Source organism: Streptomyces sp. SGAir0957 (assembly GCF_043523415.1).
Genome location: NZ_CP027293.1, coordinates 7,699,624 through 7,724,332 on the forward strand (window position 1 = coordinate 7,699,624; position 24,709 = coordinate 7,724,332).

Annotated in this window: 22 protein-coding genes; 8 read left to right on the plus strand and 14 right to left on the minus strand. The window is 72.0% G+C overall.

The window, feature by feature from the left end:
* Positions 1–276: 276 nt before the first annotated feature.
* From C1N81_RS40175 to C1N81_RS40195, 5 genes are read right to left on the minus strand one after another with little or no spacing between them, the layout of a single operon-like run.
* The gene (locus C1N81_RS40175; protein ID WP_394436353.1) at positions 277–1,710 is read right to left on the minus strand and encodes a cellulose binding domain-containing protein; all 1,434 of its coding nucleotides are present in this window, start codon (positions 1,708–1,710) and stop codon (positions 277–279) included.
* A complete protein-coding gene (locus tag C1N81_RS40180) occupies positions 1,707–3,272 on the minus strand; it encodes a beta-N-acetylhexosaminidase (RefSeq protein ID WP_394436354.1) in 1,566 nt (521 codons plus the stop codon). The genes C1N81_RS40175 and C1N81_RS40180 overlap by 4 nt, the downstream gene beginning before the upstream one ends.
* A 40-nt stretch (positions 3,273–3,312) precedes the next feature.
* A complete protein-coding gene (locus C1N81_RS40185) occupies positions 3,313–4,152 on the minus strand; it encodes a carbohydrate ABC transporter permease (RefSeq protein WP_394436355.1) in 840 nt (279 codons plus the stop codon).
* Positions 4,149–5,117, minus strand: a complete 969-nt coding sequence (locus C1N81_RS40190; RefSeq protein ID WP_394436356.1) for a carbohydrate ABC transporter permease — start codon at positions 5,115–5,117, stop codon at positions 4,149–4,151. The genes C1N81_RS40185 and C1N81_RS40190 overlap by 4 nt, the downstream gene beginning before the upstream one ends.
* A 38-nt stretch (positions 5,118–5,155) precedes the next feature.
* Entirely contained in the window at positions 5,156–6,427 is a 1,272-nt protein-coding gene (locus C1N81_RS40195; protein WP_394436357.1) for an extracellular solute-binding protein, read from the minus strand.
* Between the two features lie 195 nt (positions 6,428–6,622).
* Between C1N81_RS40195 and C1N81_RS40200 the strand changes: the two genes are divergently transcribed.
* The gene (locus C1N81_RS40200) at positions 6,623–7,492 is read left to right on the plus strand and encodes a GntR family transcriptional regulator (protein ID WP_394436358.1); all 870 of its coding nucleotides are present in this window, start codon (positions 6,623–6,625) and stop codon (positions 7,490–7,492) included.
* 19 nt (positions 7,493–7,511) lie between these two features.
* Positions 7,512–7,952, plus strand: a complete 441-nt coding sequence (locus C1N81_RS40205) for an OsmC family protein (protein ID WP_394436359.1) — start codon at positions 7,512–7,514, stop codon at positions 7,950–7,952.
* 40 nt (positions 7,953–7,992) lie between these two features.
* Here the strand turns inward: C1N81_RS40205 and C1N81_RS40210 are convergent, their stop codons facing one another.
* The 4 genes from C1N81_RS40210 to C1N81_RS40225 all read right to left on the minus strand — a co-directional run bounded on the left by C1N81_RS40210 (position 7,993) and on the right by C1N81_RS40225 (position 12,197).
* Complete coding sequence (locus tag C1N81_RS40210) at positions 7,993–8,979, minus strand: GlxA family transcriptional regulator (RefSeq protein WP_394436360.1); 987 nt, start codon at positions 8,977–8,979, stop codon at positions 7,993–7,995.
* On the minus strand, positions 8,976–9,623 hold the full coding sequence (locus C1N81_RS40215; RefSeq protein WP_394436361.1) for an HD domain-containing protein: 648 nt from the start codon (positions 9,621–9,623) through the stop codon (positions 8,976–8,978). Before C1N81_RS40215 ends, C1N81_RS40210 begins: the two co-directional genes overlap by 4 nt.
* A 164-nt stretch (positions 9,624–9,787) precedes the next feature.
* Complete coding sequence (locus C1N81_RS40220) at positions 9,788–11,497, minus strand: chitinase (RefSeq protein WP_394436362.1); 1,710 nt, start codon at positions 11,495–11,497, stop codon at positions 9,788–9,790.
* Between the two features lie 199 nt (positions 11,498–11,696).
* Positions 11,697–12,197 (minus strand): mycothiol transferase, encoded by a 501-nt coding sequence (locus C1N81_RS40225; RefSeq protein ID WP_394436363.1) that lies wholly within the window; start codon positions 12,195–12,197, stop codon positions 11,697–11,699.
* A gap of 256 nt (positions 12,198–12,453) precedes the next feature.
* Here C1N81_RS40225 and C1N81_RS40230 point away from each other — a divergent pair, with 256 nt between their 5' ends.
* Positions 12,454–12,867 (plus strand): hypothetical protein, encoded by a 414-nt coding sequence (locus C1N81_RS40230; protein WP_394436364.1) that lies wholly within the window; start codon positions 12,454–12,456, stop codon positions 12,865–12,867.
* Positions 12,868–12,929: 62 nt separating this feature from the next.
* Here the strand turns inward: C1N81_RS40230 and C1N81_RS40235 are convergent, their stop codons facing one another.
* Complete coding sequence (locus tag C1N81_RS40235) at positions 12,930–14,162, minus strand: GNAT family N-acetyltransferase (protein ID WP_394436365.1); 1,233 nt, start codon at positions 14,160–14,162, stop codon at positions 12,930–12,932.
* A 266-nt stretch (positions 14,163–14,428) separates the two neighbouring features.
* On the opposite strand from C1N81_RS40235, the gene C1N81_RS40240 reads away from it, so the two are divergent.
* Positions 14,429–15,448 carry a MerR family transcriptional regulator gene (locus tag C1N81_RS40240; protein WP_394436366.1) on the plus strand — a complete coding sequence of 340 codons (1,020 nt, stop codon included), beginning with the start codon at positions 14,429–14,431 and terminating at the stop codon, positions 15,446–15,448.
* Here the strand turns inward: C1N81_RS40240 and C1N81_RS40245 are convergent.
* Positions 15,423–16,796: a cryptochrome/photolyase family protein gene (locus tag C1N81_RS40245; protein WP_394436367.1), complete on the minus strand. Its 1,374-nt coding sequence runs from the start codon at positions 16,794–16,796 to the stop codon at positions 15,423–15,425. The genes C1N81_RS40240 and C1N81_RS40245 overlap by 26 nt on opposite strands.
* Before the next feature lie 506 nt (positions 16,797–17,302).
* On the opposite strand from C1N81_RS40245, the gene C1N81_RS40250 reads away from it, so the two are divergent.
* A complete protein-coding gene (locus C1N81_RS40250) occupies positions 17,303–17,752 on the plus strand; it encodes an ATP-binding protein (RefSeq protein WP_394436368.1) in 450 nt (149 codons plus the stop codon).
* A 27-nt stretch (positions 17,753–17,779) separates the two neighbouring features.
* Here C1N81_RS40250 and C1N81_RS40255 read toward each other — a convergent pair whose 3' ends face one another.
* Entirely contained in the window at positions 17,780–18,619 is an 840-nt protein-coding gene (locus C1N81_RS40255; RefSeq protein WP_394438538.1) for a SigB/SigF/SigG family RNA polymerase sigma factor, read from the minus strand.
* Positions 18,620–18,716: 97 nt separating this feature from the next.
* Here C1N81_RS40255 and C1N81_RS40260 point away from each other — a divergent pair, with 97 nt between their 5' ends.
* The 3 genes from C1N81_RS40260 (at position 18,717) to C1N81_RS40270 (ending at position 22,607) form a co-directional block, all read left to right on the plus strand.
* Positions 18,717–20,147 (plus strand): FAD-binding oxidoreductase, encoded by a 1,431-nt coding sequence (locus tag C1N81_RS40260; protein WP_394436369.1) that lies wholly within the window; start codon positions 18,717–18,719, stop codon positions 20,145–20,147.
* 208 nt (positions 20,148–20,355) lie between these two features.
* On the plus strand, positions 20,356–21,666 hold the full coding sequence (locus C1N81_RS40265) for a polysaccharide deacetylase family protein (RefSeq protein ID WP_394436370.1): 1,311 nt from the start codon (positions 20,356–20,358) through the stop codon (positions 21,664–21,666).
* A 65-nt stretch (positions 21,667–21,731) separates the two neighbouring features.
* Positions 21,732–22,607, plus strand: a complete 876-nt coding sequence (locus tag C1N81_RS40270) for a universal stress protein (RefSeq protein ID WP_394436371.1) — start codon at positions 21,732–21,734, stop codon at positions 22,605–22,607.
* A 6-nt stretch (positions 22,608–22,613) separates the two neighbouring features.
* On the opposite strand, the gene C1N81_RS40275 is transcribed toward C1N81_RS40270, so the two are convergent.
* Both C1N81_RS40275 and C1N81_RS40280 read right to left on the minus strand, forming a co-directional pair.
* Positions 22,614–22,811 (minus strand): ferredoxin, encoded by a 198-nt coding sequence (locus tag C1N81_RS40275; protein WP_394436372.1) that lies wholly within the window; start codon positions 22,809–22,811, stop codon positions 22,614–22,616.
* Positions 22,812–22,816: 5 nt separating this feature from the next.
* Positions 22,817–24,055, minus strand: a complete 1,239-nt coding sequence (locus C1N81_RS40280; RefSeq protein WP_394436373.1) for a cytochrome P450 — start codon at positions 24,053–24,055, stop codon at positions 22,817–22,819.
* Between the last annotated feature and the right edge of the window lie 654 nt (positions 24,056–24,709).

Below are 24,709 nucleotides of genomic sequence, written 5' to 3' on the forward strand. Positions count from 1 at the left end.
ACGCCAGGGATCCAGCCAGACGGCGGGTTCCACACCCCCGTTCCCGCCGTGGTGCTGGGGTCCCGGGGCTCCGCTTCCGTCACTTCTCGCCACTGATTCAACACACAAGGTTACCGAAAGGCGGGGGTCCGGGATGAGTTCCGGCCGCGCCCACGGCAGACTGCGGCGCAGGCGGTCGCCGAACTCCCGCGGCGCCCGCCTGGGGAGGGGAAGCACCACCGGGGGAGCCCGCGCGTGTGGGGCGCGCGGGCTCCCCGCCCCGTCGGCCGGTCCGGGTCAGGACCCCGGGACCGTGTCCTCGAACGTGGTGCCCGCCGAGCGGTAGGCGGCCACCTTCGCCGCCACCTGCGAGGGCGTCAGGACCTGGTCCTTGACGTGCAGGACGTAGTCGACCTGCTGGTCGTAGGCGCGCGGGCTGGTGCTCGACTGGCCCGCCAGGTCGATCAGCCACTGGTTGAAGTTGATCGACATCGGCCGCTCCGGCAGATACGCGGCGTCGTGCGTGCCGAACAACTGCCCGTCCACGTAGTACCGGATGGAGCTGTTGTCGATGGTGACGACCAGGTCGTGCCAGCCCGCGTAGGACTGCCGGCTCTCGGTGTGCTGGTTCACCGCCTGCCACGGGTCCGGGTTGTAGGTCTCCCAGGACGTCGTGTAGAGGATGTTCGACGGCTCGCCCCAGCCCCCGTTCGGGAGGTACTCGAAGTCGTACTCGGCGTAGTCGTCGGCCATCGGCGCCTTCAGATCGTTGATCGTGAAGAACGTCTGCACCAGGTGGTCGCCGTCGGGGCCGCTCTTGGGCGCGTCACTGAACTTCACGCGCGCCGCGTACGTCCCGTTTTTGAACTTCATCGCCTTGGTGAGGACTTCGGTCTGCTTGGTGCTCTCGCCGGTCCCGGAGGTCGAGGTCTCCAGGTTCATCACGGCGTTGCCGCCCGAGGTGGGGAAGGTGACCTTGTCGGGTGCCCAGGTCGCGCCCGGCACTCCGGGGCCGCCGGAGTTGGAGCGCACGTTCCAGCCGTGCGCCGAGATTTTCGGGTCGGTGTAGCCGCTGTAGTTGAAGTCGTCGAACAGCGAGCCGCCGGGCGTGCCCGGGTCGCCCGGGTCACCGGGGTCGCCCGGATCGCCGGGGTCGTTGCCCGCGGGGGCCGTGCCCCAGACGAGGGCGCCGTCGAGCTGCGCCGTGACCTTCGACCAGTTCGCGTACGAGGTCTGCGCCGCGCCGAACGAGTAGTCGTCGTTCTGGTTGAGCGACTGCCAGTCCGAGCGGTAGAACCGCAATTGGAGATCGCCGGTGTCCGCGCCCGCCGCGAGGGAGCCCGCGCCGGAGGTGAAGCCGATCTCCAGATAGCGGTCGGCGGTCGACGTCGGGCTGGCCAGGGTGCCGAAGGTGCCGGTGACGTTCCCGCAGCCCTTGACCGCCCACGAGCACGCGAAGCGGTAGTTCGCGCTCGCCGTGTCCGCCTTGAAGTAGTAGCGGACCTTCACACCGCTCAGAGCGACGCTCTTCCCGCTGGAGTTGCGGACCTTCAGCCACGGTTCCGCCTGATCGCTGCCCGTGCTGCCGGTGTGGTACTGCACGGTCAGATCACCCGCGGCGGCGGAGGCCGTCGACGGGAGCGCGACCAGGCCCACGCAGCCGAGCGTCGCCGCTACGGCGGCCGTGACGGTTCTGCCGAGCGCGGTCTTCCTTCGTGCGGTCTTCCTCATGACAGTTCCTTTCCGGAACGGTGGGGGACGGGGAGGTGCGGGTCGAGCGGCCCGTGGCGGACGCCGAGCGCGGCGAGCCGGGCGGCGTGCGCGGACAGCCGTTCGCGAAATCCCGGCCAGGAGGGGGATCCGTGCCAGGCGCGGTCGGCGTGCGCGCACAGTCGGGGGAAGACGAGCCGGTCCACCTGCGCGGCGGTCGGCGCGAACTCGGTCCACAGGTGCGCCTGCATGCCGAGGAGCCGGCCGGGCGTATCCGTGTCGTCCGGCATCGCGTGGTCGTGGACGGCGCGCAGGTCGACCACGGCGCCGGGCTGCCCCTGCGGCTCGTCGGGGGCGTAGGACTGGGCGTAGTCCAGATAGCTCGCGCGGTGCTGGCCGCTGATCACGGTGTGGCCGCGCTTGAGCGCGATGCGGGTGTGCTCGGGGTCGCGCCAGGTCATGACGGTGAAATGCGGGGGCAGTCCCTCGCCGGTCTCCGCCCATGCCGTCGGCGTCCGCCCTCGCTCGGTCAGGAACTCCCCGACGCGGCCGAGGAACCAGCCTCGCAGGGCCGCCGTGTCCGGGAGTCCCTGGGCGGCGGCCCGCGCCCGCGCCGCCGGGCTCGCCGCCCATTCGGTGGTGGGGCACTCGTCGCCGCCGATGTGCACGTGCGACGAGGGGAACACGTCGCAGACCTCGTCGAGGACGGTGCGGCAGAAGTCCAGTACCTCGTCGTGCACGCCGAGGACGTTCTCGCACACACCCCAGCGCGTCCACACGTCGAGGCGCCGCCCGGGGACGGTGCCGAGTTCGGGGTAGGCGGCGAGCGCGGCGCGGGTGTGCCCCGGCATCTCCATCTCGGGCACGACGGTCACGCCCCGCGCGGCGGCGTACGCCACGAGGTCCGTCAACTCCCGGCGCGTGTACGCCCCTTCGTGCGGCGTCCCGTCGAAGACGGTGCTCCCGGCGGGCCCGACCATCGACTCGGCGCGCCGCCCGCCCACCTCGGTCAGGCGCGGATACGCGGCGACCGGCATCCGCCAGCCCTGGTCGTCGGTGAGATGCAGGTGCAGCACGTTCAGCTTGTGCAGGGCGAGCAGGTCGACGCAGCGGCGCAGGTACGAGACCGGCTGGAAGTGCCGGGCCACGTCGAGCATGAAGCCGCGCCAGGGGTGGAGCGGCACGTCGGTGATCTCCACGCAGGGCAGGTGCCAGGCGACGCCCGGCTGGGCCGTGCCCCACAGGGCCTTCGCGGGCAGGAGCTGGCGCACGGTCTGGATCCCGCGCAGGAGCCCGGTGAGGTGTGCGGCCCGTAACAGCACCGCGTCCGGGGCGACCGTCAGGCCGTAGCCCTCCTCGCCGAGGCCGCCGAGCTGCGGGTCGAGCGCGAGCACGAAGGAACCGTCGGCGGCGGCCGCGAGCGGAAGCCCGGTGGCCGGGGCGAGGAGCGTACGGAGCAGGGCGGCGGCGGGCTCGGCGCCGGGGGAGACCCGGAGCGTCGTGCCGGGCCCGATCGTGAAACGGCCGGGACGGTGGGAGAGCTGGGTGGGCAGGGGGAGCAGAGAGGGGCGGTGAGCGGGCACGGCGGACCTCCGGACGACGGGGGAGCACGGGCAGGGTGGGTCAGCCCTTGACGGCGCCGGCCGCGAAGCCGGACGTGACGTGCCGCTGAAGCAGCAGGAAGATCACCAGCGCGGGCAGCGCGAACAGGGTGGAGGCGGCCATCGTGGCGCCCCAGTCGGTGCCGAACGTGTTGTGGAACGAGGACAGCCACACCGGCAGCGTCCGGTGGTCCTGCTGCTTGATGATGAGGAAGTTGGCGTACGCGAACTCGTTCCAGGCGGTGATGTAGCCGAACAGCGAGGTCGCCATCAGGCCCGGGGCGAGCAGCGGGAACCCGATGTGCCGGAAGGCGCCCGCCCGGGTGCAGCCGTCGACCTGCGCCGACTCCTCCAGCTCGGCGGGGATCGTCGCGATGAAACCGCGCAGGACCACGATGGTGAACGGCAGCGTGATCATGAAGTAGACGAGGGTCAGGGTCGGCAGCCGGTCCAGCATCCCGGTGTCGCGGGAGATGATGTAGATCGGGATGATCAGCGACTCCCAGGGCGCCATCTGCGCGACGAACACCATCAGCATGAACTGCCGCCGCCCCCGCCAGCGCATCCGCGCCACCGCGAACGACGCGCCGAGCGCGACGAGCAGGGCCAGGAGCACCGCGCTGAGTGTCACGAGCACACTGTTGCGCCAGAACAGGCCGAAGCCGTCGGCGTCGACCGCCCGCCGGAAGTGGTCGAGCGTCCAGCTCTGCGGCAGGAGGTGCGGGTGGTCGGACTGGATGTCACGGTTGGGCTTGAACGCCGTCGTGACCATCCAGTAGACGGGGAAGAGGCAGACGACGATCGTGACCGTCGCGGCGAGGTGGAGCGGGAGGCGGCGCAGGGTGCGCGACGGGGTCGTCACAGCTCGCCCTCCTGTCGGAACATCTGCCGGAAGTAGGCGACCAGGACGCCGGACATCAGCAGCACCGTCACCATCGAGGCCGCGGAACCCAGGTCGTAGTGCTGCCCGGAGAGGGCCGTCTGCACCGCGTACACCGGCAGGATCGTCGTCGCGTCGCCGGGGCCGCCGCGCGTCATCACCCAGATCTGCACGAACGCCTTGAACGTCCAGATCACTTCGAGCGAGAGCACCAGCGTGAAGATCGGCCGCACGATGGGCAGGGTGACCGAGCGAAAGACCCGGAAGCCGGACGCGCCGTCGATGCGGGCGGCCTCGTACAGCTCGGAGGGGACCGTGGTCAGCGCCGAGTACAAGGTGATCGCGGCGAAGGGCACCGACTGCCACACCACGAGCGTGACGAGGATGGCGAAGGCGGCCGGCCCGTGTGCCAGCCACGGATACCCCTCGAAGGAGGAGAACCCGAGGCCGGTCAGGGCGTGGTTGACGATGCCGAACTCCGAGTGGAACAGCCACTGGAACACGGTCGTCGCCGCGACCACCGGCATCGCCCACGTCAGGACCAGCGCGCTGAGCACGGCGGTGCGCCACACCCGGCCGAGCCGCTCGACCATCAGCGCCACGAGCGTGGAGAGCGCCATGATCAGGACGACGTTGATCGCCATGAAGAGGAACGTGCGGCGGACGACGGTCCAGAACCGGGGGTCGGTCAGGAGCGTCGTGTAGTTGTCGAACCCGGTGAAGTGCGCGTCCCCGAGGATGAGCTGGCGCAGGCCGAAGTCCTGGAAGGAGATCAGGACCGCGCGGCCGAGTGGATAGACGAGCAGGTACAACATGCCGAGGACGGCGGGCGCCACGAGCAGGTACGGCCAGACGCCGGACATGGTGGCGCGGCGGGACGGGCCCAGGGGGCGCCGGGGCGGCCGGGTGAGGGGGCGGGGCGCGGTCCGCTCGCGGACGACCGACACGGCGCACACTCCTTTCGTTGTCGTTGCCGAGGGGCCGGTCAGGAGCCGGAGTTCATCGCCGACGTGATCGCCTCGGACGCCTTCTTCGCCTCCTTCGCCGGATCACCGCCCGCGAGGACCGCCGTCATGTAGTCCTTGATCGGGTTCTTCGCCTCGACGGCCGCCCAGTTGGGGGTGTTCGGTGTCGCGTGCCCCTCGGCCGCGCCGACCGCCATCGCGGAGGCGCCCGGGTCCGTGGCGACCGCGCTCGCGAGCGTCGTCTTGTTCGGCACGTAGCTCATCGCGACGGCGAGCTTCTTCTGCCAGGCGTCGCCCGTCAGCTCCTTGACGAAGGTGTACGCGGCGTCGTGGTGCCGCGACACCGTCGGGATGACGAGGTCGGAGCCGCCGGTGAAGACCGCGCCGGGCTTGTCGGCCGTCTTGCCGGGGATCGGGAAGAAACCCAGCTTGCCCTTGAGGGCGGCGTTGCTCTGGATGACGACGTTGGCGCCGCCCGGCGAGCTGATGACCTGCGCCACCTGCCCCTTCGCCATCACCTCCGCCTGCGGGGGCTGTGCCTCGTCGGAGTCCTTGGGGCCCTTGCCGAGCGCTTGCAGCTCCTTGTAGAAGGCCATGCCGCGCAGCGCCTCGGGTGTGTCGAGGGCGCCCCTCCACCGGTCGCCGGACTCGGTGGCGAGGTCGCCGCCCTCGTCCCAGACGAAGCCGGAGTACGTGTACCAGTTCTGGCCGGGCAGGTAGATGCCTTGCTGTCCGCCCTTGTCGAGCTTCTTCGTCGCGGCGATCCACTGCTCACGGGTCTTGATCTTCGTGGCGTCGACGCCGGCCTTCTCGAACAGGTCCGTGCGGTAGATGACGACGCGGTTGGCCGCGTAGTACGGGATGCCGTACTGCTTGCCCTCGTACGCGCCCGGCTCGGCCAGGCCCTTCAACCAGTTCTCGCCGCCGAGTTCGCCGACCTTGTCCGACAGGTCGAGCAGACCGCCGCTCTGGGCGAACTGGGCGACCTGCGTGTTGCCGGTCTCGATCACATCGGGCGCGTCATTGCTGGCGAGCGCGGCGGTCACCTTCTCGCCGATGCCGTCCCACTCCTGGATCTGGACGCGTACGTCGATGTCCGGGTGCGCGGCCTCGAAGCCCTTCTCGAACTCCTTCTGGAAATCGGCCGAGACGCTGTCACGCATCAGCCACACGTCGATGCCGGTCCGCCCGCCGTCCCCGGCTTCACCGTCGTCGGTGCCGGACGAACTGCAGGCGCTGAGCCCGGCGACCGCGACGAGCGCGGACAGACCGGCGAGCATACGGAGCTTCACGGTTCACCTCTGGGAGCCGGACCTGACCAGTTGACCAACTGGTCAGGTGACCTCTGGTGGTGGAGAAAGCTGGCATAGACCACTGAGCGCGTCAACCCCCTGGGAAAACAGGGCCAGTTGGAGAGCGGTTGTCGATCAAGGCCGCTCCGTGGTCAACTGGTCAGGTAACTGGTCGTACGGGAGGAGGGGGCGGCAGTGAACGCCGACGGGACCATCGAGAAACCGGACGCCCCGGGGGCGGTGCTCAAACGGGAGCGGGTGCGCGACCACATCCTGGAACTCATCGAGTCGCAGTGCCCCGGCGACGCGATCCCCTCCGAGCGGACGCTCTGCGCCCGCTTCGGCGTCTCCCGGCCCACGCTGCGCGCCGCGGTCGACGAACTCGTCGCTTCCGGTCTTCTCGTCCGCGAACACGGCCGGGGGATGTTCGTCGCCCCCGAGAAGATCACGCAGGAGCTGGTGGCGCGCGAACAGGCGCTCTCGGTGCCGCAGGCCTCCGGGGCGTGGTCGAGCCGGCTCCTGGAGTTCACCACGATCCAGGCGGGCGCCCGCGTCGGCCGCAAGCTGCGGCTCTCACCCGCGGCGAAGATCGTGTACGTGGCCCGTCTGCGCCTGGTCGACGGGGCGCCGATGGCCATCGAGCACCTGCACATCCGCGCGGACCTGGTCCCTGGACTCAGCGCCCAGGAACTGGAGAGCGGCGACCTCTACGCCCACTTGCGCGAACACCACGACGTACACGTCCGCGAAGCCGTCCAGGCCATCGAGCCGACCGTCGTCACCCGCGCCGAGGCCGACCTCCTCGACGTCCCCGAACTGTCCCCGGCGCTGCTCTTCGAGCGGCTGACCTCCGACACGGCGGGCCGGCCCGTCGAGTACGTCCACTCCCTCTACCGCGGCGACCGCTACCGCATCGTCTCCCGCCTCACCCTCGGCCCCGCCGCGACCACGGCGGCCGCCGCCGAGCCGCCGGCCGGGCACCACCCGGGCATCCCGCCCGGCGACTTCGCCCACGGCGACACGGTCGCGTCCTCGACGCGCGGCGATGTCCAGCAAGCGCCCTGAAGGTCGTTACGGTTCCGGCATGGCCGACTACCGCATCGAAACCGTCCGCAACGGCGAACGCGACTGGACCGCCCGCAACGCGCGCGGCGCCGAGGTCCGCATCGCCCCCGCCGACGCCGAAGGCGCGCAGCCTTCCTTCACCCCCGTCGAACTCCTCCTCGCCGCGCTCGGCGGCTGCGGCGGCCTCGTCGTGGACCGCACCGCGCGCACCGCCGACCACGACGACCTGCGCATCGTCGTCGAGTCGGTCTCCCGCCCCGAGGACGACGGCCGCGTCGGCACGGTGCGCGTCCGCTACGAGATCGACCTCCCCGAGGGCGACACCCGCACCGCCGAGATCCTCGAACAGGGCATCCGCCTCACCCACGAGAAGTACTGCACGGTCAGCCGCACGGTCGAACACGGGGCGCGAGTGGAGGCGTGGGGGCCGGACGGCACGGTGCTCTTCATGGGCGGGTGAGGGGCGCGGGGCCGGGTCGCGCCCCTCTCGCGCGGGACGCTCAGGCCGTTTCCCCGGCCGTCGTGCGGAAGCGTGCCCGGTACTCCGTCGGGGACACCCCGAGTGTCTGCTGGAACGCCCTGCGCATGGACTCCGAGGAGCCGAAGCCCGCCGACCTCGCCACCGATTCGACCGGGGACGTGCCCCCTTCGAGCAGCACCCGGGCCGCTTCCAGGCGGACCGACTCGACGTACTGGCCCGGGGTCATCCCCGTCTGCGCGCGGAACAGGCGGGTCAGGTGGCGCACGCTGACGCCCGCCCTGCGGGCGACGGCGTCCAGGTCGGACGCGGCGGCCGGGTCGGCGCCGACCGTGTCCATCGCCGCGCGGACCGCCGGGTGCCGGGCGGAGAGCGGGCCGAGCCGCGCGCTGAACTGGGACTGGCCGCCGGGGCGTGCCATGAAGACGACCAGTTCGCGCGCCACGTCCCGGGCCACGTCGGCCCCGTGATCCTCCTCGACCAGCGCGAGCGCGAGGTCGATGCCCGCCGTCACCCCGGCCGACGTGATGACGGCGCCGTCCCGGACGAACACCGGGTCGTCCTCGACCGTGACCGCCGGGTATGCCGACGTCAGCTCCGGGGCGAGCCGCCAGTGCGTGGCCGCCCGCCGGCCGTCGAGCACCCCGGCCTCGGCCAGCAGGAACGCTCCCGCGCAGACCGATGCCACCCGCCGGGCCCGCCCGGCGAGCCGGGACGTGAACGCGATCAGGTCCGTGTCGTGCACGGCCCGCCGCCAGTCGGACCGCCCCGGGACCAGTACCGTGCCGAGCCGTCGCGGCAGCGCGTCGAGGCCGCCGTCCACCCCCACCCGCACCCCCGACGAGGTCCGCACCTCCGTGCCGTCCGGCGACACGATCCGTACGTCGTAGGCGGCGCCGTACAGATTGGCCGTGGTGAAGACCTCGGCGGGGCCGGTCACGTCGAGCAGTTGCACCGCGTCGAAGGCGATGATCGCCACCACCGGAGAGGCGGGAGCGGTCGCGCTCACTGCTCCCACTTCGAGTCGAGGATCGTGCGGACGAAGTCACCGCGCTCGAACCCGGGTGCGTAGTGCGCGAGGACGTCCGCCTTCACGTTCCCGAACGTCGTCTCCGGCTTCGGCGCCACCCCGTCCGTGAAGGCCCGCAGGATGCGCCGCTTGAAGTCGGGCCGCGGGTGCAGCGCCACGACGTCCGCCCGGTCGGACTCGGACAGGTCGTCGTAGCCGATACCGAGCACGTCGTACTCGACGCCCGCCGTCACCAGCGCCACCTCGGGCTCCATGAACTCCGGCACGCCCGGCGTCGTGTGCAGCGCGATCGCCGTCCACACCCGGCGCACGCTGTCCTCGGGGACACCCCGCGCGGCGAGGAAGCGGCGCGCCTCGTCGGCGCTGTCCACCTCGAAACGGCGCCCGCTGGCGTGGAACCGCTCGGACAGCCCGAGGTCGTGGAAGAGGGCGCCCACGTAGAGGAGTTCGGGGTCGTGGGAGAGGTCGCGCTCGCGGCCCTGGAGCGCCCCGAAGAAGAAGACGCGCCGCGAGTGGTGGTAGATCAGCTCGCTCGTCGTGTCGCGCACCAGCTCGTCCGCCTCGCGCGCCAGCTTCGTGTCGGGCACCCGTACGCCCGCGACCGTCGTCACGTCACCGCTCACCGTGCTCACCTGAACCTTTCACCGTGTCGCCATCACACCAGGAAGTGCCGCCGGATCGTCCGGCGGCACTTCTCAGCTTCCGCCTCCGCGGAGACGGGCGCCATGGCTGTGGGGCCAGGTGTCCCACAGATACGGACATCGGCCCACGGCGGGCCGGGCCGCGCTTACGGCAGGCTGTGCACCTTCGGGCCGACCGAGTTCGACCAGGCGTTGCCGGCCGTCGCGTCCCAGTTCGTGGACCAGGTCATGGCGCCGCGCAGCCCCGGGTAGGTCTTCGCGGGCTTGAAGGAGCCGCAGCCGGTGCCGCGCGCCAGGCAGTCGAGCGCGTTGTTGACGATGGTGGGGGAGACGTAGCCGCTGCCCGCGCCCCGCGTCGACGCCGGGACGCCGATGCCGACCTGCGACGGGTCGAGGCCGCCCTCCAGCTGGATGCAGGCGAGCGCGGTGAGGAAGTCCACCGAGCCCTGGCTGTAGACCTTGCCGTCGCAGCCGAGCATGGAACCGCTGTTGTAGTACTGCATGTTGACGACGGTGAGGATGTCCTTCACGTTCAGCGCCGTCTTGAAGTACTCGCCCGACGTGGACTGCATGTCGATGGTCTGCGGTGCCATGGTGAGCACCAGCTTGGAGCCCGCCTTCGCGGAGAGCTGGCGCAGCGCCTTCGTCATGTACGTCGAGTTGAGGCCGTTCTCCAGGTCGATGTCGACGCCGTCGAAGCCGTACTCCTGCATGAGCGCGTAGGCGCTGTTGGCGAAGGCGGTCGCGGAGGCGTCGCTGTTGACGGAGATGCTGCCCTTCTCACCGCCGACGGAGATGATGACGGACTTGCCGGCCGCGTGCTTGGCCGCGATGTCCGCCTTGAAGTCGGCGGCGGAGGAGTAGCCGACGGCCGGGTCGAGGTTGAAGGTGATCTGCCCCGGCGTGGTCGTGGCGTCGGCGAACGACACCGCGATGATGTCGTACTGCGACTGGACGTCCCGCAGCTTCTGGACCGTCGCCCCGTTGTCGAAGTTCTGCCAGTAGCCGGTCAGCGCGTGCTTGGGCACGGTGCCGCCGCCCGGGTTGCCCCCGGTGGCGGCCGTCTTCGCGGTCACGGCGGCCGACTTGGCCGACTCACCGGCCGAGTTCACCGCGCTGACCTGGAAGCTGTACGAGGTGCTGGCCGCGAGGCCGGTGACGGTCGCCGACGAGCCGGTGACCGAGGCGACCTTGGTGCCGTCCCGGTAGACGTTGTAGCCGCTCGCGGTGGAGGCCGGGGTCCAGGACAGGTCGACGGACGAGGAGGTGGTCGCGCCGACGGCGAGACCCGAGGGCACGCCGGGTATCTCGACCGGGTCGCTGCCGCCGCCCCCGTCGGGCCCGTAGACGCTCAGGTCGTCGACGTAGTACGCGCTCTGCCCGTACCAGCCGTGCGTGTAGACCGTCACCGACGTCGTGTTCGCGCCGGTCTTGAAACTGGTGGTGAGCTGCTGCCAGGAGGAGCTGCCCGGCGTCCAGGTGGAGACGTCCGTGGTGCCGGTACCGCTGGCACCGAGGTAGGCGTAGCCGCCCTGCACCCAACTGCTCAGCGTGTACGTCGAGTTGGGCTTGACCGCGACGGTCTGGGAACACTTGGCGTTGTCCTGGCCCGCCGGGGTGGCCTTCAGCGCCTTGGCGCCGCCGTGCACGGGCGAGGAGACGGCCGCGCCGCTGCCCGCGGTGCAGGTCCAGTTGGCCAGGTCCGCCTCGAAGCCGGCGTTCTTGGCGACGTTGACGTCCGCGGCCTGCGCGGGAGCGGCGAGGGCGGTGACGCCGAGCGCCGCGGCCGAGGTGACGGCGAGCGCGCCGCCGAGCAGGCGACGGACGCCGGGTCTGCCATGACGTGCACGGTCCACGAGGTGCCTCCGGGGGAAGAGGTGGGGAAGGGTGGGTGAACGGTGGCCACCGCTGTGGCGCCAAAGCTGGTCCAGACCAATCGAGTTGTCAAGACCTTTGGCGCGCGGAGCCGTTCCCTCGCTCCCCGGCCGCTCCCGGACGCGCGAACGGCGCCGAACCAGGAGTTCAGCGCCGTCGCGTGCGGTGGAGGGGGTGTCGTCAGAGCAGCCCGCGTACGTAGGCGGCCTGACCCGCGTGCTGGAGGTCGTCCGACAGGACGCTGACGAGACGGGCGCCGAGCGAGACGGGCGGGTCCCAGTTCTCGTCGACGATCCGGTCGAGGTCGTCGTCCTTCAGGGTGCCGAGGAAGCCGAGCGTCCGCTCGTGCACCGCGTCGTAGTAGCCGAGGAGCAGATCGCCCGAGTCCACCCGCACCTGCCCGACCTGTTCCGGGGTGTGCCCGTAACCGGTGTCGGTCACGGGCAGTGGCAGCGCGAAGCGGTCGGCCCATCCCTCGGTCGGCCAGATCTGTTCGCCGCCCGAGGCGTCGGCGACATGGTCGTCCTGCACACGCGTGAGATGCCAGATCAGCCAGGCGATGGAATTCGCGCCACCGCCCGGCCGCTTGTGGAGATCATCGGGGGAAAGGCCCTCGACGACGGCGTGCACCACTTCCTTAATCCGGCCGTAGCCTTCGATGAGTACGTCATGTGAGCGCATGAAGTGCAGTTTCGTCGACCCCGCGCATTTCGGCCAACGGCGCGCCGGAATACGGCGTGAGACTGGCGTGAAAAGCGTGGTGACACTGCGTTCGAAGTGCCGATACTTCACAGGAGAGACGGTTGAATTTTGTTCGAAGGTAGGGACGGACGATCAATCTTCTTGATCGTCCCGACCGTGCCCTCGATGCCGTCGATCGCTCGCTGATCAATTTCCGACCGGTGCCTTCGCGCGGCGCCGGGCAATGGGGGAGATCGTGCACGACGAATTCCTGTGCCACGTCACCGCATACGGAATCTGCGGCGGACGACGCGTCGGAGTTCCGCTCGGCACGTATCGCGCACCCACGCTGCCCCTCGCCCTCTGGTGGCTGCGTGACCGCGCCTCCTGGATCGCCGACCGCCTCGACCCGCACCCCGAGCTGCCGCACGTGCCCGAGGGCGCCCTGATGCCGCTCGCCGACGACACCACGGACGTGCCCGCCCTGCTGCGCACATGGTGCGCCGACACGGTCCAGCAGCAGCGGGTCGCCGAGGAGCTGGCGGGCGGCCGGCTCGTGCGCGTGGCCACCCGCGACGAGACCACCGAGTACGAGCTCCTCGCCGAGTCCGTGGACGCCCTGCGCATGGCCCGCACGGCCGCATGGACCCGCGCCCACGCCTCGGTGTGACGGCGCTGCCAAGAACGGCCCTGCAATAGAGCTGCCAAGAACGGCCCTGCAATAGAAGGGGCCTAGAAACCGTCGACCGTGTGCGGCAGCAGCTCCGTCTGGAGGGCCGTGTCGAGCATCGCCGCCGCGTCCTGCTTGTACTCGCCGACCAGGCCCGCCCGGACCAGCGCCCGTACGGACGTGGCGCCCATGTAGACCGTCGCCAGGTCCCGCGCCTCGACGACGAGGTCCGGATCGTCCCCGGTCGGCGTGTAGGAGAACCCGTCCGGCGACGCGATCAGCCGGAACCTGCCCGCGTTCGCCGACACGTGTGTGTCGCGGACGTCGAGCACCACGTCCACGGGCGCGGCCCAGGTCCGTGCCGCGAGGGCGGCCCGTACGTCGGCCAGGCGCACCCACAGCGCGGGGAACGTCTCCGTCACCCGCACCTGGTCGGGGTCGGCCGCGAACAGCGGCAGCGGATCGTCGACCGGCCGGCCCCAGGACCGTACGGTGCCGGTCAGGTCGATGGCGGTCAGATAGCTCCACAGCGCGGCGGCCGCCTCGGGGGTGTCCGCCTCCAGGTCGTCCACCCGTACCAGACCCGGCGTACGGGCCTCCTCGTCCCCCGACTTGGTGCGGTAGACCGCGTACCCGGCGAGCGGATCGCCGAGCGCGACGACGCGCGGCGGCGACAGGTCGTCGTCGTCCTCGTCCTTCTCGACGAGCCACTCCTCGCGCCACCACGCCTCCGTACGGGCCGGGCGCCCCGCCCGACGCGCACGGGACCGCTCGTAGTACGGGCCGAGCAGCGCGGGCGCCTCCGCCGGGTCGACCAGGCGCAGCGGACGGGAATCGGGCGCGATCCGCAGCGCGAGGGGGCGCCGCGAGTCGATCTGGACGCTCGCCCCGTACGTGCCGGGGCCGAAGCCGAACCGGCCGTAGATGGACGCCTCCGACGCCCACAGCGCGACGAGCGGGGCGCCCTCGCGCGCGCAGCGGGCGAACAGCTCGCCGATCATCCCGGAGAGCACGCCGCGGCGCCGGTGGGTGGGCGCCACCGACACGAACGTCAGGCCGGGGCAGGACAGTTCACCGCCGCCGGGCACGGACAGGGAGAACGGGTGCGCGGCCGCGAAGCCGACCAGCTCCGCGCCGTCGTAGGCACCGATGCGCAGGAAGCCGGCCAGCGTCTCGCGGTGGTGCCTCCGCCGGTCGTCCTCCGGTGACTCGTGGAAGACCAGGTAGGCGAGGGCGAGGGCGCGCTCGATGTCGGACTCGGGCAGCTCACGGATCTGGACGGATCGGGCATTCATGATCACAGAGCCTAACCGCGGGGCACGCCGCGCGCCCGCGGGGTGTCGCCGTGGACGGCGCCCGGCGAGGCACCGTCCACGGCGACGGCCCTCGGCGACGCCGACGTCGTCGAGGACGCGCGGAGGCGAACGGAAGCGGACGGAACCAGCGCCGAACCAGAGGCAACCGGGCGGATCGGCCCCGTCCCCGTCCGCGGAGCGGTCATCTTCTGCATACTCGCGGTCGAACCCCAACTCGCATCGTTTGTGCGTCGTATCGTGGGCCGATGGACCAGGAACGGCACGACCAGCGGGGCGGCAACAGCGCGGTACTGACCGTGCCGACGATACCGGGGGTCACCACCGGCGCCCTCGCCCGGCGCCTCGGGGTCGCGCCGACGACCCTGCGCACCTGGGACCGGCGCTACGGGCTCGGACCCGCTCAACGCGCCGACGGCCACCACCGGCGCTGGTCCGCGGAGGACGTCGCGGTCGTCGAGGAGATGTGCCGCCTCACCGCGACGGGCCTCGCCCCCGCCGACGCCGCCCACCAGGCCGTCTCGCGCCGCGGCACCGGCCTCGTGCCGGCCGCGGTCCCGCTCCAGCGGCGCACGCCGCAGCGTCCCTCGCGGGCCACCCTCGAACGCCAACACCGCGGCCTGTCCCGCGCGGCCACCCGGCTCGACGCGCCCGGCGTGCGGTCCCTGCTGACCGAGGCGGTGGACCGGCACGGCCTGGTCCACGCCTGGCAGGACGTCATGGTGCCGGTCCTGCACGCGATCGGCCGCAAGTGGGAGGAGGCGGGCGACCGCTACGTGGAGGTCGAGCACTTCCTGTCCTGGCACGTCTCCGGCATGTTGCACCGCGGCCCGGTCGCGTCCGCCACCCTGGCCGTGCCGCCCGTCGTCCTGGCCTGCGTCCCCGCCGAACAGCACTCGCTGCCTCTCGAAGCGCTGAGCGCGGCCCTCGACGAGATGGGCCTGCCGCAGCGGATGTTCGGGGCGGCCGTGCCCGTCGAGGCGGTCACCGCCGCCGTGCGCCGGACGGGTCCGCGCGCCGTCGTCCTGTGGGCGCAGGCCCGCTCCACCGCCAACCTCCCGCTGGCCAGACAGCTCGCCGACAGCCGGTGGGGCGTGCGCGGCGCCCGCGGCGGACCCGCCGTCGTGCTCGGCGGCCCCGGCTGGGCGGGGCGCACGGTGCGCGGCGCGCTGCGCCCCTCGACACTGCCCGAGGCGATGTCCGTCATCGAGCGGCTCTACCCGGAGTTCGGCGTCCCCGGGTTCAGCGCACGCCCCGGGCGCGCTTGAACCGGGCGAGCCCGTCGGGCAGTTCGAGCAGCGGCTCCGGATAGTCGTACGCGGCCCGTTCCTTGGCCTTCAGCTTCCACGGCTCGTGCACGGCGGACCCGGTGATCCCGGCCAGCTCCGGCACCCACCGGCGCACGTACGCGCCGGACGGGTCGTACCGCTTGCCCTGCGTCACCGGGTTGAGCACCCGGTTGGGCCGGCTGTCCGTGCCCGTGCCCGCCATCCACTGCCAGTTCATCTGGTTGTTGGCGATGTCCCCGTCCACGAGCAGGCTGAGGAAGTGACGGGCGCCGATCCGCCAGTCGACGTACAGCGTCTTGGCGAGGAAGCTCGCCGTGAGCAGCCGGGCCCGGTTGTGCATCCACCCCTCGTGGCGCAGCTGCCGCATCCCCGCGTCGACCACCGGATAGCCGGTGCGCCCCTCCTGCCACGCCTCGATCTCCTCGCGCGCGGAGCGTTCCGAGCGCCAGCGGTCGTTCTTGGTGCGGTAGTCGTCGTGCGCGGCGGCGGGCCGTGCGGCGAGGACCTGGCGGTGGAAGTCCCGCCAGGCGAGCTGCCGTACGAACGCCTCGGCGCCGGGACCGCTCGCCTTCGTCGCCCGCCGCACCGCCTCCGCCGGGCTGATCGTGCCGAAGTGCAGATCGGGGGAGAGCCGTGAGGTGGCGTCGCCCGCCATGTCGTCGTGCTGGTCCTCGTACTGGCCGATGCCCGAGCGCAGCCAGGCGGCCAGGCGGGCCCGTCCGGCCCGTTCGCCGCCCTCGGCGAGGTCGGGTGACACGCCCTTGACGGTGCCGCGCCCGGGCAGCCGCTCCGAGCCCACCTCGTCCGGCACGGTGACCTTGCGCGGCGCCCCGCCGACCTCCCGCGTGTGCTGCTTCGCCCACTGCCGGTGGTAGGGGGTGAAGACGGCGAAGTGATCCTTGCCCGCCGGGGTGACCGCGCCCGGCGCCACACAGGTCACCACCGCGTCGTGGACGACCGTCTCGCAGCCGGTGCCGTCGAGCGCGGCGCGCAGCCGGTCCTCGCGGCGCCGGGCGTAACCGCTCACGTCGCCCGCCAGGTGGACGGCGCTCGCGCCGCTCTCCGCGACGACCTTCGCGACCTCCTCCGCCACCGCGCCGGAGCGGACGACGAGCCGCCCGCCGCGCTCGCGCAGGTTCGCGTCGAGGTCGCGCAGGCAGTCGGCGAGGAACGCCTCGCGGTTCGGCGCCGGGAAACCGGCGGCGGCGATCCCCGTGTCCCGGACGAACAGGGGCACGACCGCGTCGGCTGCCTTGAGGGCGGCCCGCAGCGGTGGATGGTCGTGGACCCGCAGGTCGGCGGTGAAGAGGACGACATGAACACGCACGGAGCGGCTCCCTGCTGGGCGGTGACATTGCTGGGTCCAACAGGTACTGCATGTCCGCCCTGGAAGCGGGCAAGCGCACTACAGGGAGGACGGACGGTCACCGAACGAGGACCGTCCGTACGGTGGAGACGGGCGTGGAGGTGTCGGCGCTATGCGGACGACGGTGTTGCGGCGATTTCCCGCGGGGGCGCCCCGCGGTTCCTGGCCGGCGGAGGAGTACGCCGCCCAGCTACGTGCTCAGGGACGGTCCGTGACGGTGGTGATGGACCTGGATTCGGATGCGTTCCTGGTGGTCAGCGGGGAGAGCGAGGTTCCCGGCTGACCCGGCCGCCGGTCCGCGCCAGGGCAGCGCGAGGCGCCGGCGAGCCTTTGCTGGGCCCCGCCCCGGGTGGCGGGGCTCAGTGCTGTCCGTCACATCGCAACCCGCAGGACTGCACCGCCCCACTCGGGGTATCAGCATGGCTGCGGGGGCCTGACCACCTCAGGCCCGGGTGAGAGAGACGCGAATGACCGAGTATTTGGACGGGGCAGTGATCCCAATTGGCTTCGACACGCCTGTCGAACCGCTGCGGCGGATGAGCCACTACTCCGGGGAGCCGGGCTGCATAGCGCAAGCCCGGAGCTTCGCGGAGACGTTTCTGGCGCAGCTGACCCAGGAATGGTGTGTCGACGTCGACCGCCGCATGGCGGGCGATGTCCTCCTCGTCGTCAGCGAGCTGGTCACCAACGCGGACCGGCACGCCCACGGCCCGTACATGCTGGAGCTCGAGGGCACCGCGCGGCAGATCACCATCGCCGTGTACGACAGCAGTGACACCGTCCCGCGGCGCTTTCCACGGGACCCGGGGCGCATCGGCGGCCACGGTCTGGAGATCGTGGGCATGCTCGCCGACGTCACCGTCGAGCGGGTGCCGGTCGGCAAGCGCGTGAAGGCCGTACTGACGCTTGCGGAGTGAGGGCGGTCGGGCCTTCGCGCCCGCGCCTCAGACCTGTGCGAGCATCCCGGACCTCAGCCGGGCGATGAGCCGCGTGATCAGGCGTGAGACGTGCATCTGGGAACAGCCCAGCCGCTCGCCGATCTCCGCCTGGGTCAGCTCCTCCACGAACCGCAGATGGAGCAGCCTGCGGTCGCGCTCGGACAGCAGGGCCAGGAGCGGGGCGAGCGTGTGGACGTCCTCCACCAGCTCCATCGCGGTGTCCTCCGCGCCGATGAAGTCGGCGAGCACCGACTCGCTGTCCTCGTCGCCGTCGCCGCCGAGCGCCGCGTCGAGAGAGGCCGACGTGTAGCCGTTCGAGGCCAGCCGCGCCTCGCGGATCTCGGCCTCCGGCAGGTTCATGAGTGTGGCCAGCTCGGCGGTGGTGGGTTCGCGGTCCAGGCGGGTGCGCAGCTCCTCGCGGGCCTTCGACAGTTCGAGGCGCAGCTCCTGGAGACGCCGGGGCACGTGCACGGCCCAGGTCGTGTCGCGGAAGAAGCGCTTGATCTCGCCGCTGATGTACGGCAGCACGAACGAGGTGAACTCGACCTCACGAGAGAGGTCGAACCGGTCGATGGCCTTGATCAGCCCGATCATGCCGACCTGGACGACGTCCTCCATGTCGTCGCCCCGGTGGCGGTAGCGCCCCGCCGCGAAGCGGACGAGCGACATGTTCATCTCGATCAGCGTGTTGCGCGTGTACTGGTACGCGCGCGTGCCCTCCTCCAGCTCCGCGAGACGGCGGAAGAAGAGGCGCGAGAGTTCCCGCGCGTCCTGCGGTGTCACGCGCGTGGGGTCCGGGACGTGGGGGAGCGCGGTCCCGGCGTGCGTGGCGTGCGTCCCCCTCATGGTGGAGCCCATCGTCCCTCCCGGCCGTTCGGCGGCGCGAAGCGCTGTCCCATCATGGTGTCCGGGGGTTACCCGGCGATCCGCCGGTCATGCGGACATGTTCTGGAGGTACGACATCAACACGGCAGAAACAGCAGGCACGGTGCGCGAACTCGTGGACGCGCTGCCCGGCTCCACCCTCGTCACCGACGCGGACGTCCTCGCGACGCTCGGCCGCGACGACGCCGAGTGGGCACCGGTGGGCCGCCCGCTCGCGGCGGTCCGCGCCACCTCCACCGAGGAGGTGCGGGCGGTGGTGCGGGCCTGCGCCGAGCGGCGGATACCCGTCGTCACGCGCGGCGCGGGCACCGGCCTGTCGGGCGGCGCCAACGCGGTCGACGGCTGCGTCGTCCTCGACGTCTCCAGGATGAACCGCATCCTGGAGATCGACACCGAGAACCTGCTCGCCGTCGTCCAGCCCGGCGTCGTCAACAACGACCTGAAGGCCGCCGTCGCCGAGCACGGCCTGTGGTACCCGCCGGACCCGGCCAGCGCCCCCTGGTCGACGATCGGCGGCAACGTCTCGACGAACGCGGGCGGCCTGTGCTGCCTCAAGTACGGCGTCACCCGCGACTACGTCCTCGGCCTCGAAGTCGTCATGGGCGGCCCGGCGGGGGAGTACGGCAGCCGCGTCCAACTCGGCCGGCGCACCACCAAGGGCGTCAGCGGCTACGACCTGACGAGCCTGTTCGTCGGCTCCGAGGGCACCTTCGGCGTCATCACCGAGATCACCCTGCGCCTGCGGCCCGCGCCCGCCGCCGAGCCGCGCACGGTCGTCGGCGCCTTCGACAGCCTGGTCGCGGCCGGTGCCGCGGTCGCCCTCGTCACCCGCCGCGGGCTCGCCCCCGCCGCCCTCGAACTCCTCGACCGCGCCTGCATGGAGGCCGTCGAGGACTGGAAGCACCTGGGCATCGAGCCGGGCGCCGAGGCCATGCTGCTCGCCCGGATCGACGCGGCGGGCGACGCGGGCGCCGCCGAGGCCGCCGCGGTGGCCGACGCCTTCCAGGAGGCCGGGGCGCTGTGGGCCGAGCAGTCCACCGACGCCGTCGAGGCCGAGGCCCTGTTCGACGTACGACGCCTCGCCTATCCCGCGCTCGAACGGCTCGGCCCCGTCCTCACCGAGGACCTCTGCGTGCCCCGCTCGGCCGTGCCCGGCATGCTGGCCACGATCGAGGAGATCGGCCGTCGGCACGGCGTCCGCATCGCCACCATCGCGCACGCGGGGGACGGCAACCTGCACCCCCTGCTGATCACCGAGCCCGGTGACGAGGCGGCCCGTGTCGCCGCGCAGGCCGCGTTCGAGGAGCTGCTCCAGGCGGCGATCGCCGTCGGCGGCACGGTGACCGGCGAGCACGGCGTGGGTCTGCTCAAGCGCGGCGGGATGCGCGCCGAACTGGGCCCCGGGGTCTGCGCGATGCAGCGCGCCGTGAAGCGCACGCTCGACCCGCTCGACCTGTTCAACCCCGGCAAGGTCGTCGGCGAGGACTGACGCCGGCTCGTCCCCGCGTCCGTCGTCACGCATTGGACTTCCCGTCACCCATTGGACTTCCCGTCACCCATTGGCACATCCCGTCACCCGTTCGCCCGGCGCGTCGCACCAAAAATCCGTTTCGTCCGTTTATCGGATTTACGGTGCGAAGGTCGATGTCAATGGGGGACACACAACGCGCCCTCGCCCGGCGCGGATGGGGATGTGCATGAGTGGAATCAGCCGCAGAGGAGTAGCACGCCTGGGGCTCGGGATGGGTCTCGGCGCCGCGGCCACGGCCCTCGCCGGATGCGGCCACGGCGCGTCCGGGGACCGGCCCCCGGCGGGCCCGGGACAGCGGGAGGAGGGGGCGCCGAAGAAGGTCGCGCCGCGGCTGATCGGCGACGGTTCGACCTCGTACACCGGCAAGCAGCCGCGCCAGCCCGCCGCGGCCGTCCCCCTGGAGGCGGGCGAGCGGCCCCCGCAGTTCGTCGTCTTCTCCTGGGACGGCGCGGGCGAGGTCGGCAACGGCCTCTTCCCGCGCTTCCTGGAGCTGGCCCGCGAGCACGACGCGCACATGACCTTCTTCCTCTCGGGCCTCTACCTCCTGCCCGAGGAGAAGAAGCGGCTCTACCGGCCGCCGAACAACCCGGTCGGCGCCTCCGACATCGGCTACCTGACCAACGATCACGTCAAGGAGACCCTGAAGTACGTCCATCAGGCGTGGCAGGAGGGCCACGAGATCGGCACGCACTTCAACGGGCACTTCTGCGGCGGCGCCGGATCCGTCGGCAACTGGAGCGCGGCGCACTGGCGCAGCGAGATCGAGCAGGCCCAGGCGTTCGTCAAGACCTGGCGCAGCAACACGGGCTGGCACGAGCACCCGTCGCTGCCCTTCGACTACGACCAGGAGCTGATCGGCGGCCGCACCCCCTGCCTGCTCGGCCAGGAGAACCTGCTGCCGGTCGCCCGCGAACTCGGCTGGCGCTACGACGCCTCCTCGCCCGGCGGCGAACAGCGCTGGCCCGACAAGAAGCACGGGGTGTGGGACCTGCCGCTGCAGGCCGTCCCGTTCCCGGGCCACCGCTTCGAGGTCCTCTCGATGGACTACAACATCCTCGCCAACCAGTCGAAGAACTCCACCCGCGCCCCGTCCGCCAACTACCCGGGCTGGCGCACCCAGGCCACGCAGGCCTACCTCGCCGGCTTCCGGCGGGCCTACGAGACGAACCGCGCCCCGTTCTTCATCGGCAACCACTTCGAGGAGTGGAACGGCGGCATCTACATGGACGCCGTCGCGGAGACGCTCAAACAGGTCGCGGGCCACAAGGACGTACGGCTCGTCTCCTTCCGGCAGTTCGTCGACTGGCTGGACGCGCAGGACCCCGCGATCCTCGCCAAGCTGCGCGGCCTGGACGTGGGGGAGCGGCCGCCGGGAGGCTGGAACGGCTTCCTGCGGCCCGACAAACCCCGTAAGGCCGACGACGCCCGCAAGCCCGGGGAGAATGCCGGGGCCACCGGCGCCCCCGTGGCCACGTAGGGCAGGATCGGCGGTGACGGCGGCAGCCGCACGGCGCGGCCACGGACCTGACAGGAGGCCCCACGATGACCCGGCCGATCACCGCGGGAGTGGACGGATCACCCGAGAGCGAGGCCGCGGCGGCCTGGGCGGCGCGCGAGGCGGTGCGGCGCGGGACACCGCTGCGCCTGGTGCACGTCGGCACGCCCGCACCCGAGCCGCTCGCGCTCGCCGCCGACGCGGACGCGCAGGCGCGCTGGGCCCGTGACCTGCTGGAGGAGGCCGAGCAGCAGATCGCGGAGCGGCACCGCGGCCTCGCCGTCACCACCGACGTCCTCGACGCGGACGGGGCCGCCGACGCGTTGCTCGCCGTGGCCCGGGACGCGGAGCTGCTCGCGCTCGGCTCGCGCGGGCACGGCCCCCTCGTCGGCTTCCTGCTCGGCTCGGTCGGCCAGCAGGTCATCGCCCGCACCGAGCGGCCCGTGGTCCTGGTCCGCGCGGACGACCGCGCCTTCACCGAGGCGGCCGGGCACGAGGTGGTCGTCGGGCAGGAGGGCGAACCGCAGGACAGCGCCGAGGCCCTGGAGTTCGCCTTCCGCACCGCGGCGGCCCGGGGCGCGAGCGTCCGGGCCGTGCGGGCCTGGAGCCTGCCGCCGGTCTTCGCCTACAGCGCCGCCTCGCTCGAACTGCTCGACGAGGCGGGCGGCATGGAGCCGTACGAGAAGAAGGCGCTCGGCGCGGCCCTCGCCCCGTGGCGGGAGCGCTTCCCCGACGTGCCCGTCGTCGAGCACGTGGAGATCGGCAGCGCCGGGCAGGTGCTGCTCTCGGTGGCGCCCCGCGCGCAGCTCCTGGTGGTGGGGCGCCGCGCCCGCCGCACCGCCGTCGGCGCCCGGATCGGCTCGGTCGCCCACGCGGTGCTGCACCACGCGCCGTGCCCGGTGGCCGTGGTGCCGCACGTCTAGAGACGCTCAGGTGTCGGTGACGGTCACCGCCCCGACCGGGCAGGCCCGTGCCGCCTCCTTGACCATCGGGTGGTCCCCGGCGCGTTCGGCGCCGCCGGGGAGCACTTCGCTGACGCCGTCGTCGTCCTGGGTGAACACGTCCGGCGCGGTCAGCGCGCACATGCCCGCGCCGACGCAGCGCTCCTTGTCGACCTCGATCCGCATGGCGCTCACCATGCCACGGGCAGTTCGAGCATGCCCTGGATCGTGTCGCCGGGTTTGAACGGGATCTCCTCGGCGGGCGCCGCGAGCCGGAGCCCGGGCAGCCTCTCGAAGAGGGTGCGCAGGGCGATGTCCAGCTCGGCGCGGGCGAGGTTCTGGCCCAGGCACTGGTGGATGCCGAAGCCGAACGCGAGGTGGTGGCGGGCCGAGCGGTCCCAGTCGAGGCTGTCGGCCCCCGGGAACGCCCCCTCGTCCCGGTTGATGAGGGACGTGGAGAAGACGACGCCCTCGCCGGCCCGGATCGTCCGCCCCTCGACCTCCATGTCCTCGCGGGCGACGCGCAGCAGCCCGTCCGCGATCGACAGGTAGCGCAGCAGCTCCTCCACGACGACGGCGGTGGAGGTCTCCCCGGACCGGAGCGCGGCGAGCTGCTCGGGGTGGCGCAGCAGCGTGAACGTACCGAGGGAGATCATGTTCGCCGTCGTCTCGTGCCCGGCGATGAGCAGGATCACCGCGTAGGCGATGAGCTGGTCGCGGTCGGGCGGTCCTTCCGGTCCGTCCCGGTGGATCAGTTCGTCGAGCAGTCCGTCGCCGGGCTCGCGCCGTTTGCGGTCGATCAGATCGCCGAGGTAGCCCTCCAGCTCGACCCGCGCCGTCTCCACGTCGTCCGCGGCCGGTCCGCGCAGGAGGCGCCGGGAGCGCTCCTCGAAGAACTCGTGGTCGGCGTAGGGCACGCCGAGCAGCGAGCAGATCACCATCGACGGCACCGGCAGGGCGAACGCCCCGACCAGCTCGGCCGGCGGCCCCTGCCGCTCCATCGCGTCGAGCAGCCGGTCCACGGTCTCCTGGATGCGCGGGCGCAGGGCGGCGATCCGCTTCACCGAGAAGCTGGGGATCAGCAGGCGGCGCTGGGCGTTGTGCTCGGGGTCGTCGACGCCGAGCAGCGCCACCCGGCGCGCCCTCGTCCGCGCGAGCCGTTCCGTGGTCGCCGGGAAGTCGTCCCGCGTCCGGTCGCTGGAGAGCCGGGGGTCGGCCAGGAGCCGGCGGGCCAGGGTGTGCCCGGTGACGACATGGGCCGTGGTGCCGTCGAAGAGGGTGATGCGGCCCAGGGGGGCCGTCTCGCGCAGCGGCGCGTACGCGGCGGGTGGCTGGTAGGGGCAGCCCCGGTCCTGTGGGAAGGACACCTGGGCCGCGGTGATCGGGGGGTGCAGGTCCTGGCGGGCCGGTTCCGTCGTGGATTCCGTCATGGATCGGATCGCCTCGCAGTGCTCGTCCGTGCGCGCGGAGCTGGTCGTTCCGCGTTCCACCTCCATTGGATGCCTCAGGCATCTACTTGGTCGACGGGAAGACCGGCCAGTTCCGCCGGACGGGGGATCTGGCCGGTGCCGTTCGCACGCGTTCGATCGGCGGGGGCGTTCCCTCAGCTCGGGGCGGTGCGCCCGGCGTCGGGAGGGGTCGGCGTCTGGCGTGCGAGCGGCTCGATTCCCTCCGCATACCGACCGGAATCATGCCGTCCGTGCGGGCCGCCCGTGCGTCCGCGGGGCAGGACCGGGTCGCCCGGTGAGCGAAATGCGGTCGTTGGTCCTGTGTGTCCGACCTCACGCGGCACACCCTGCTCCTGTGTACCGGACCTCGTTGGTTCGCTGTTAAACTTATGAGCGAGGCCCCGACCGTTCTCCCCCGTACGGTCGGGGTCCCTTTTTTTGCCCGGCCGGCCCAGTCCGCTGCTCCATTGACCGGACTCCTTCCGTGGCGTGCCGCAGTTCGCCGAGGCGCCGAGCGCCCCTCCTCGTACGCTGCGCTCCTCCGGCCCTCTCGCGTCGAACCGCACCGCATCCCCGTCGACACAAAAGTCCCATCGACGCAAAAGTCCCGTCGAGACGGAAGTCCCACCGAGACAT

Bases quoted from the DNA above. Each gene is read 5' to 3' on its own strand.
- C1N81_RS40175 (WP_394436353.1), bottom strand. From the start codon at position 1,710: ATGAGGAAGACCGCACGAAGGAAGACCGCGCTCGGCAGAACCGTCACG.
- C1N81_RS40205 (WP_394436359.1), top strand. From the start codon at position 7,512: ATGGCCGACTACCGCATCGAAACCGTCCGCAACGGCGAACGCGACTGG.
- C1N81_RS40225 (WP_394436363.1), bottom strand. From the start codon at position 12,197: ATGCGCTCACATGACGTACTCATCGAAGGCTACGGCCGGATTAAGGAA.
- C1N81_RS40235 (WP_394436365.1), bottom strand. From the start codon at position 14,162: ATGAATGCCCGATCCGTCCAGATCCGTGAGCTGCCCGAGTCCGACATC.
- C1N81_RS40240 (WP_394436366.1), top strand. From the start codon at position 14,429: ATGGACCAGGAACGGCACGACCAGCGGGGCGGCAACAGCGCGGTACTG.
- C1N81_RS40250 (WP_394436368.1), top strand. From the start codon at position 17,303: ATGACCGAGTATTTGGACGGGGCAGTGATCCCAATTGGCTTCGACACG.
- C1N81_RS40255 (WP_394438538.1), bottom strand. From the start codon at position 18,619: ATGAGGGGGACGCACGCCACGCACGCCGGGACCGCGCTCCCCCACGTC.
- C1N81_RS40260 (WP_394436369.1), top strand. From the start codon at position 18,717: ATGTTCTGGAGGTACGACATCAACACGGCAGAAACAGCAGGCACGGTG.
- C1N81_RS40265 (WP_394436370.1), top strand. From the start codon at position 20,356: ATGAGTGGAATCAGCCGCAGAGGAGTAGCACGCCTGGGGCTCGGGATG.
- C1N81_RS40270 (WP_394436371.1), top strand. From the start codon at position 21,732: ATGACCCGGCCGATCACCGCGGGAGTGGACGGATCACCCGAGAGCGAG.
- C1N81_RS40275 (WP_394436372.1), bottom strand. From the start codon at position 22,811: ATGCGGATCGAGGTCGACAAGGAGCGCTGCGTCGGCGCGGGCATGTGC.
- C1N81_RS40280 (WP_394436373.1), bottom strand. From the start codon at position 24,055: ATGACGGAATCCACGACGGAACCGGCCCGCCAGGACCTGCACCCCCCG.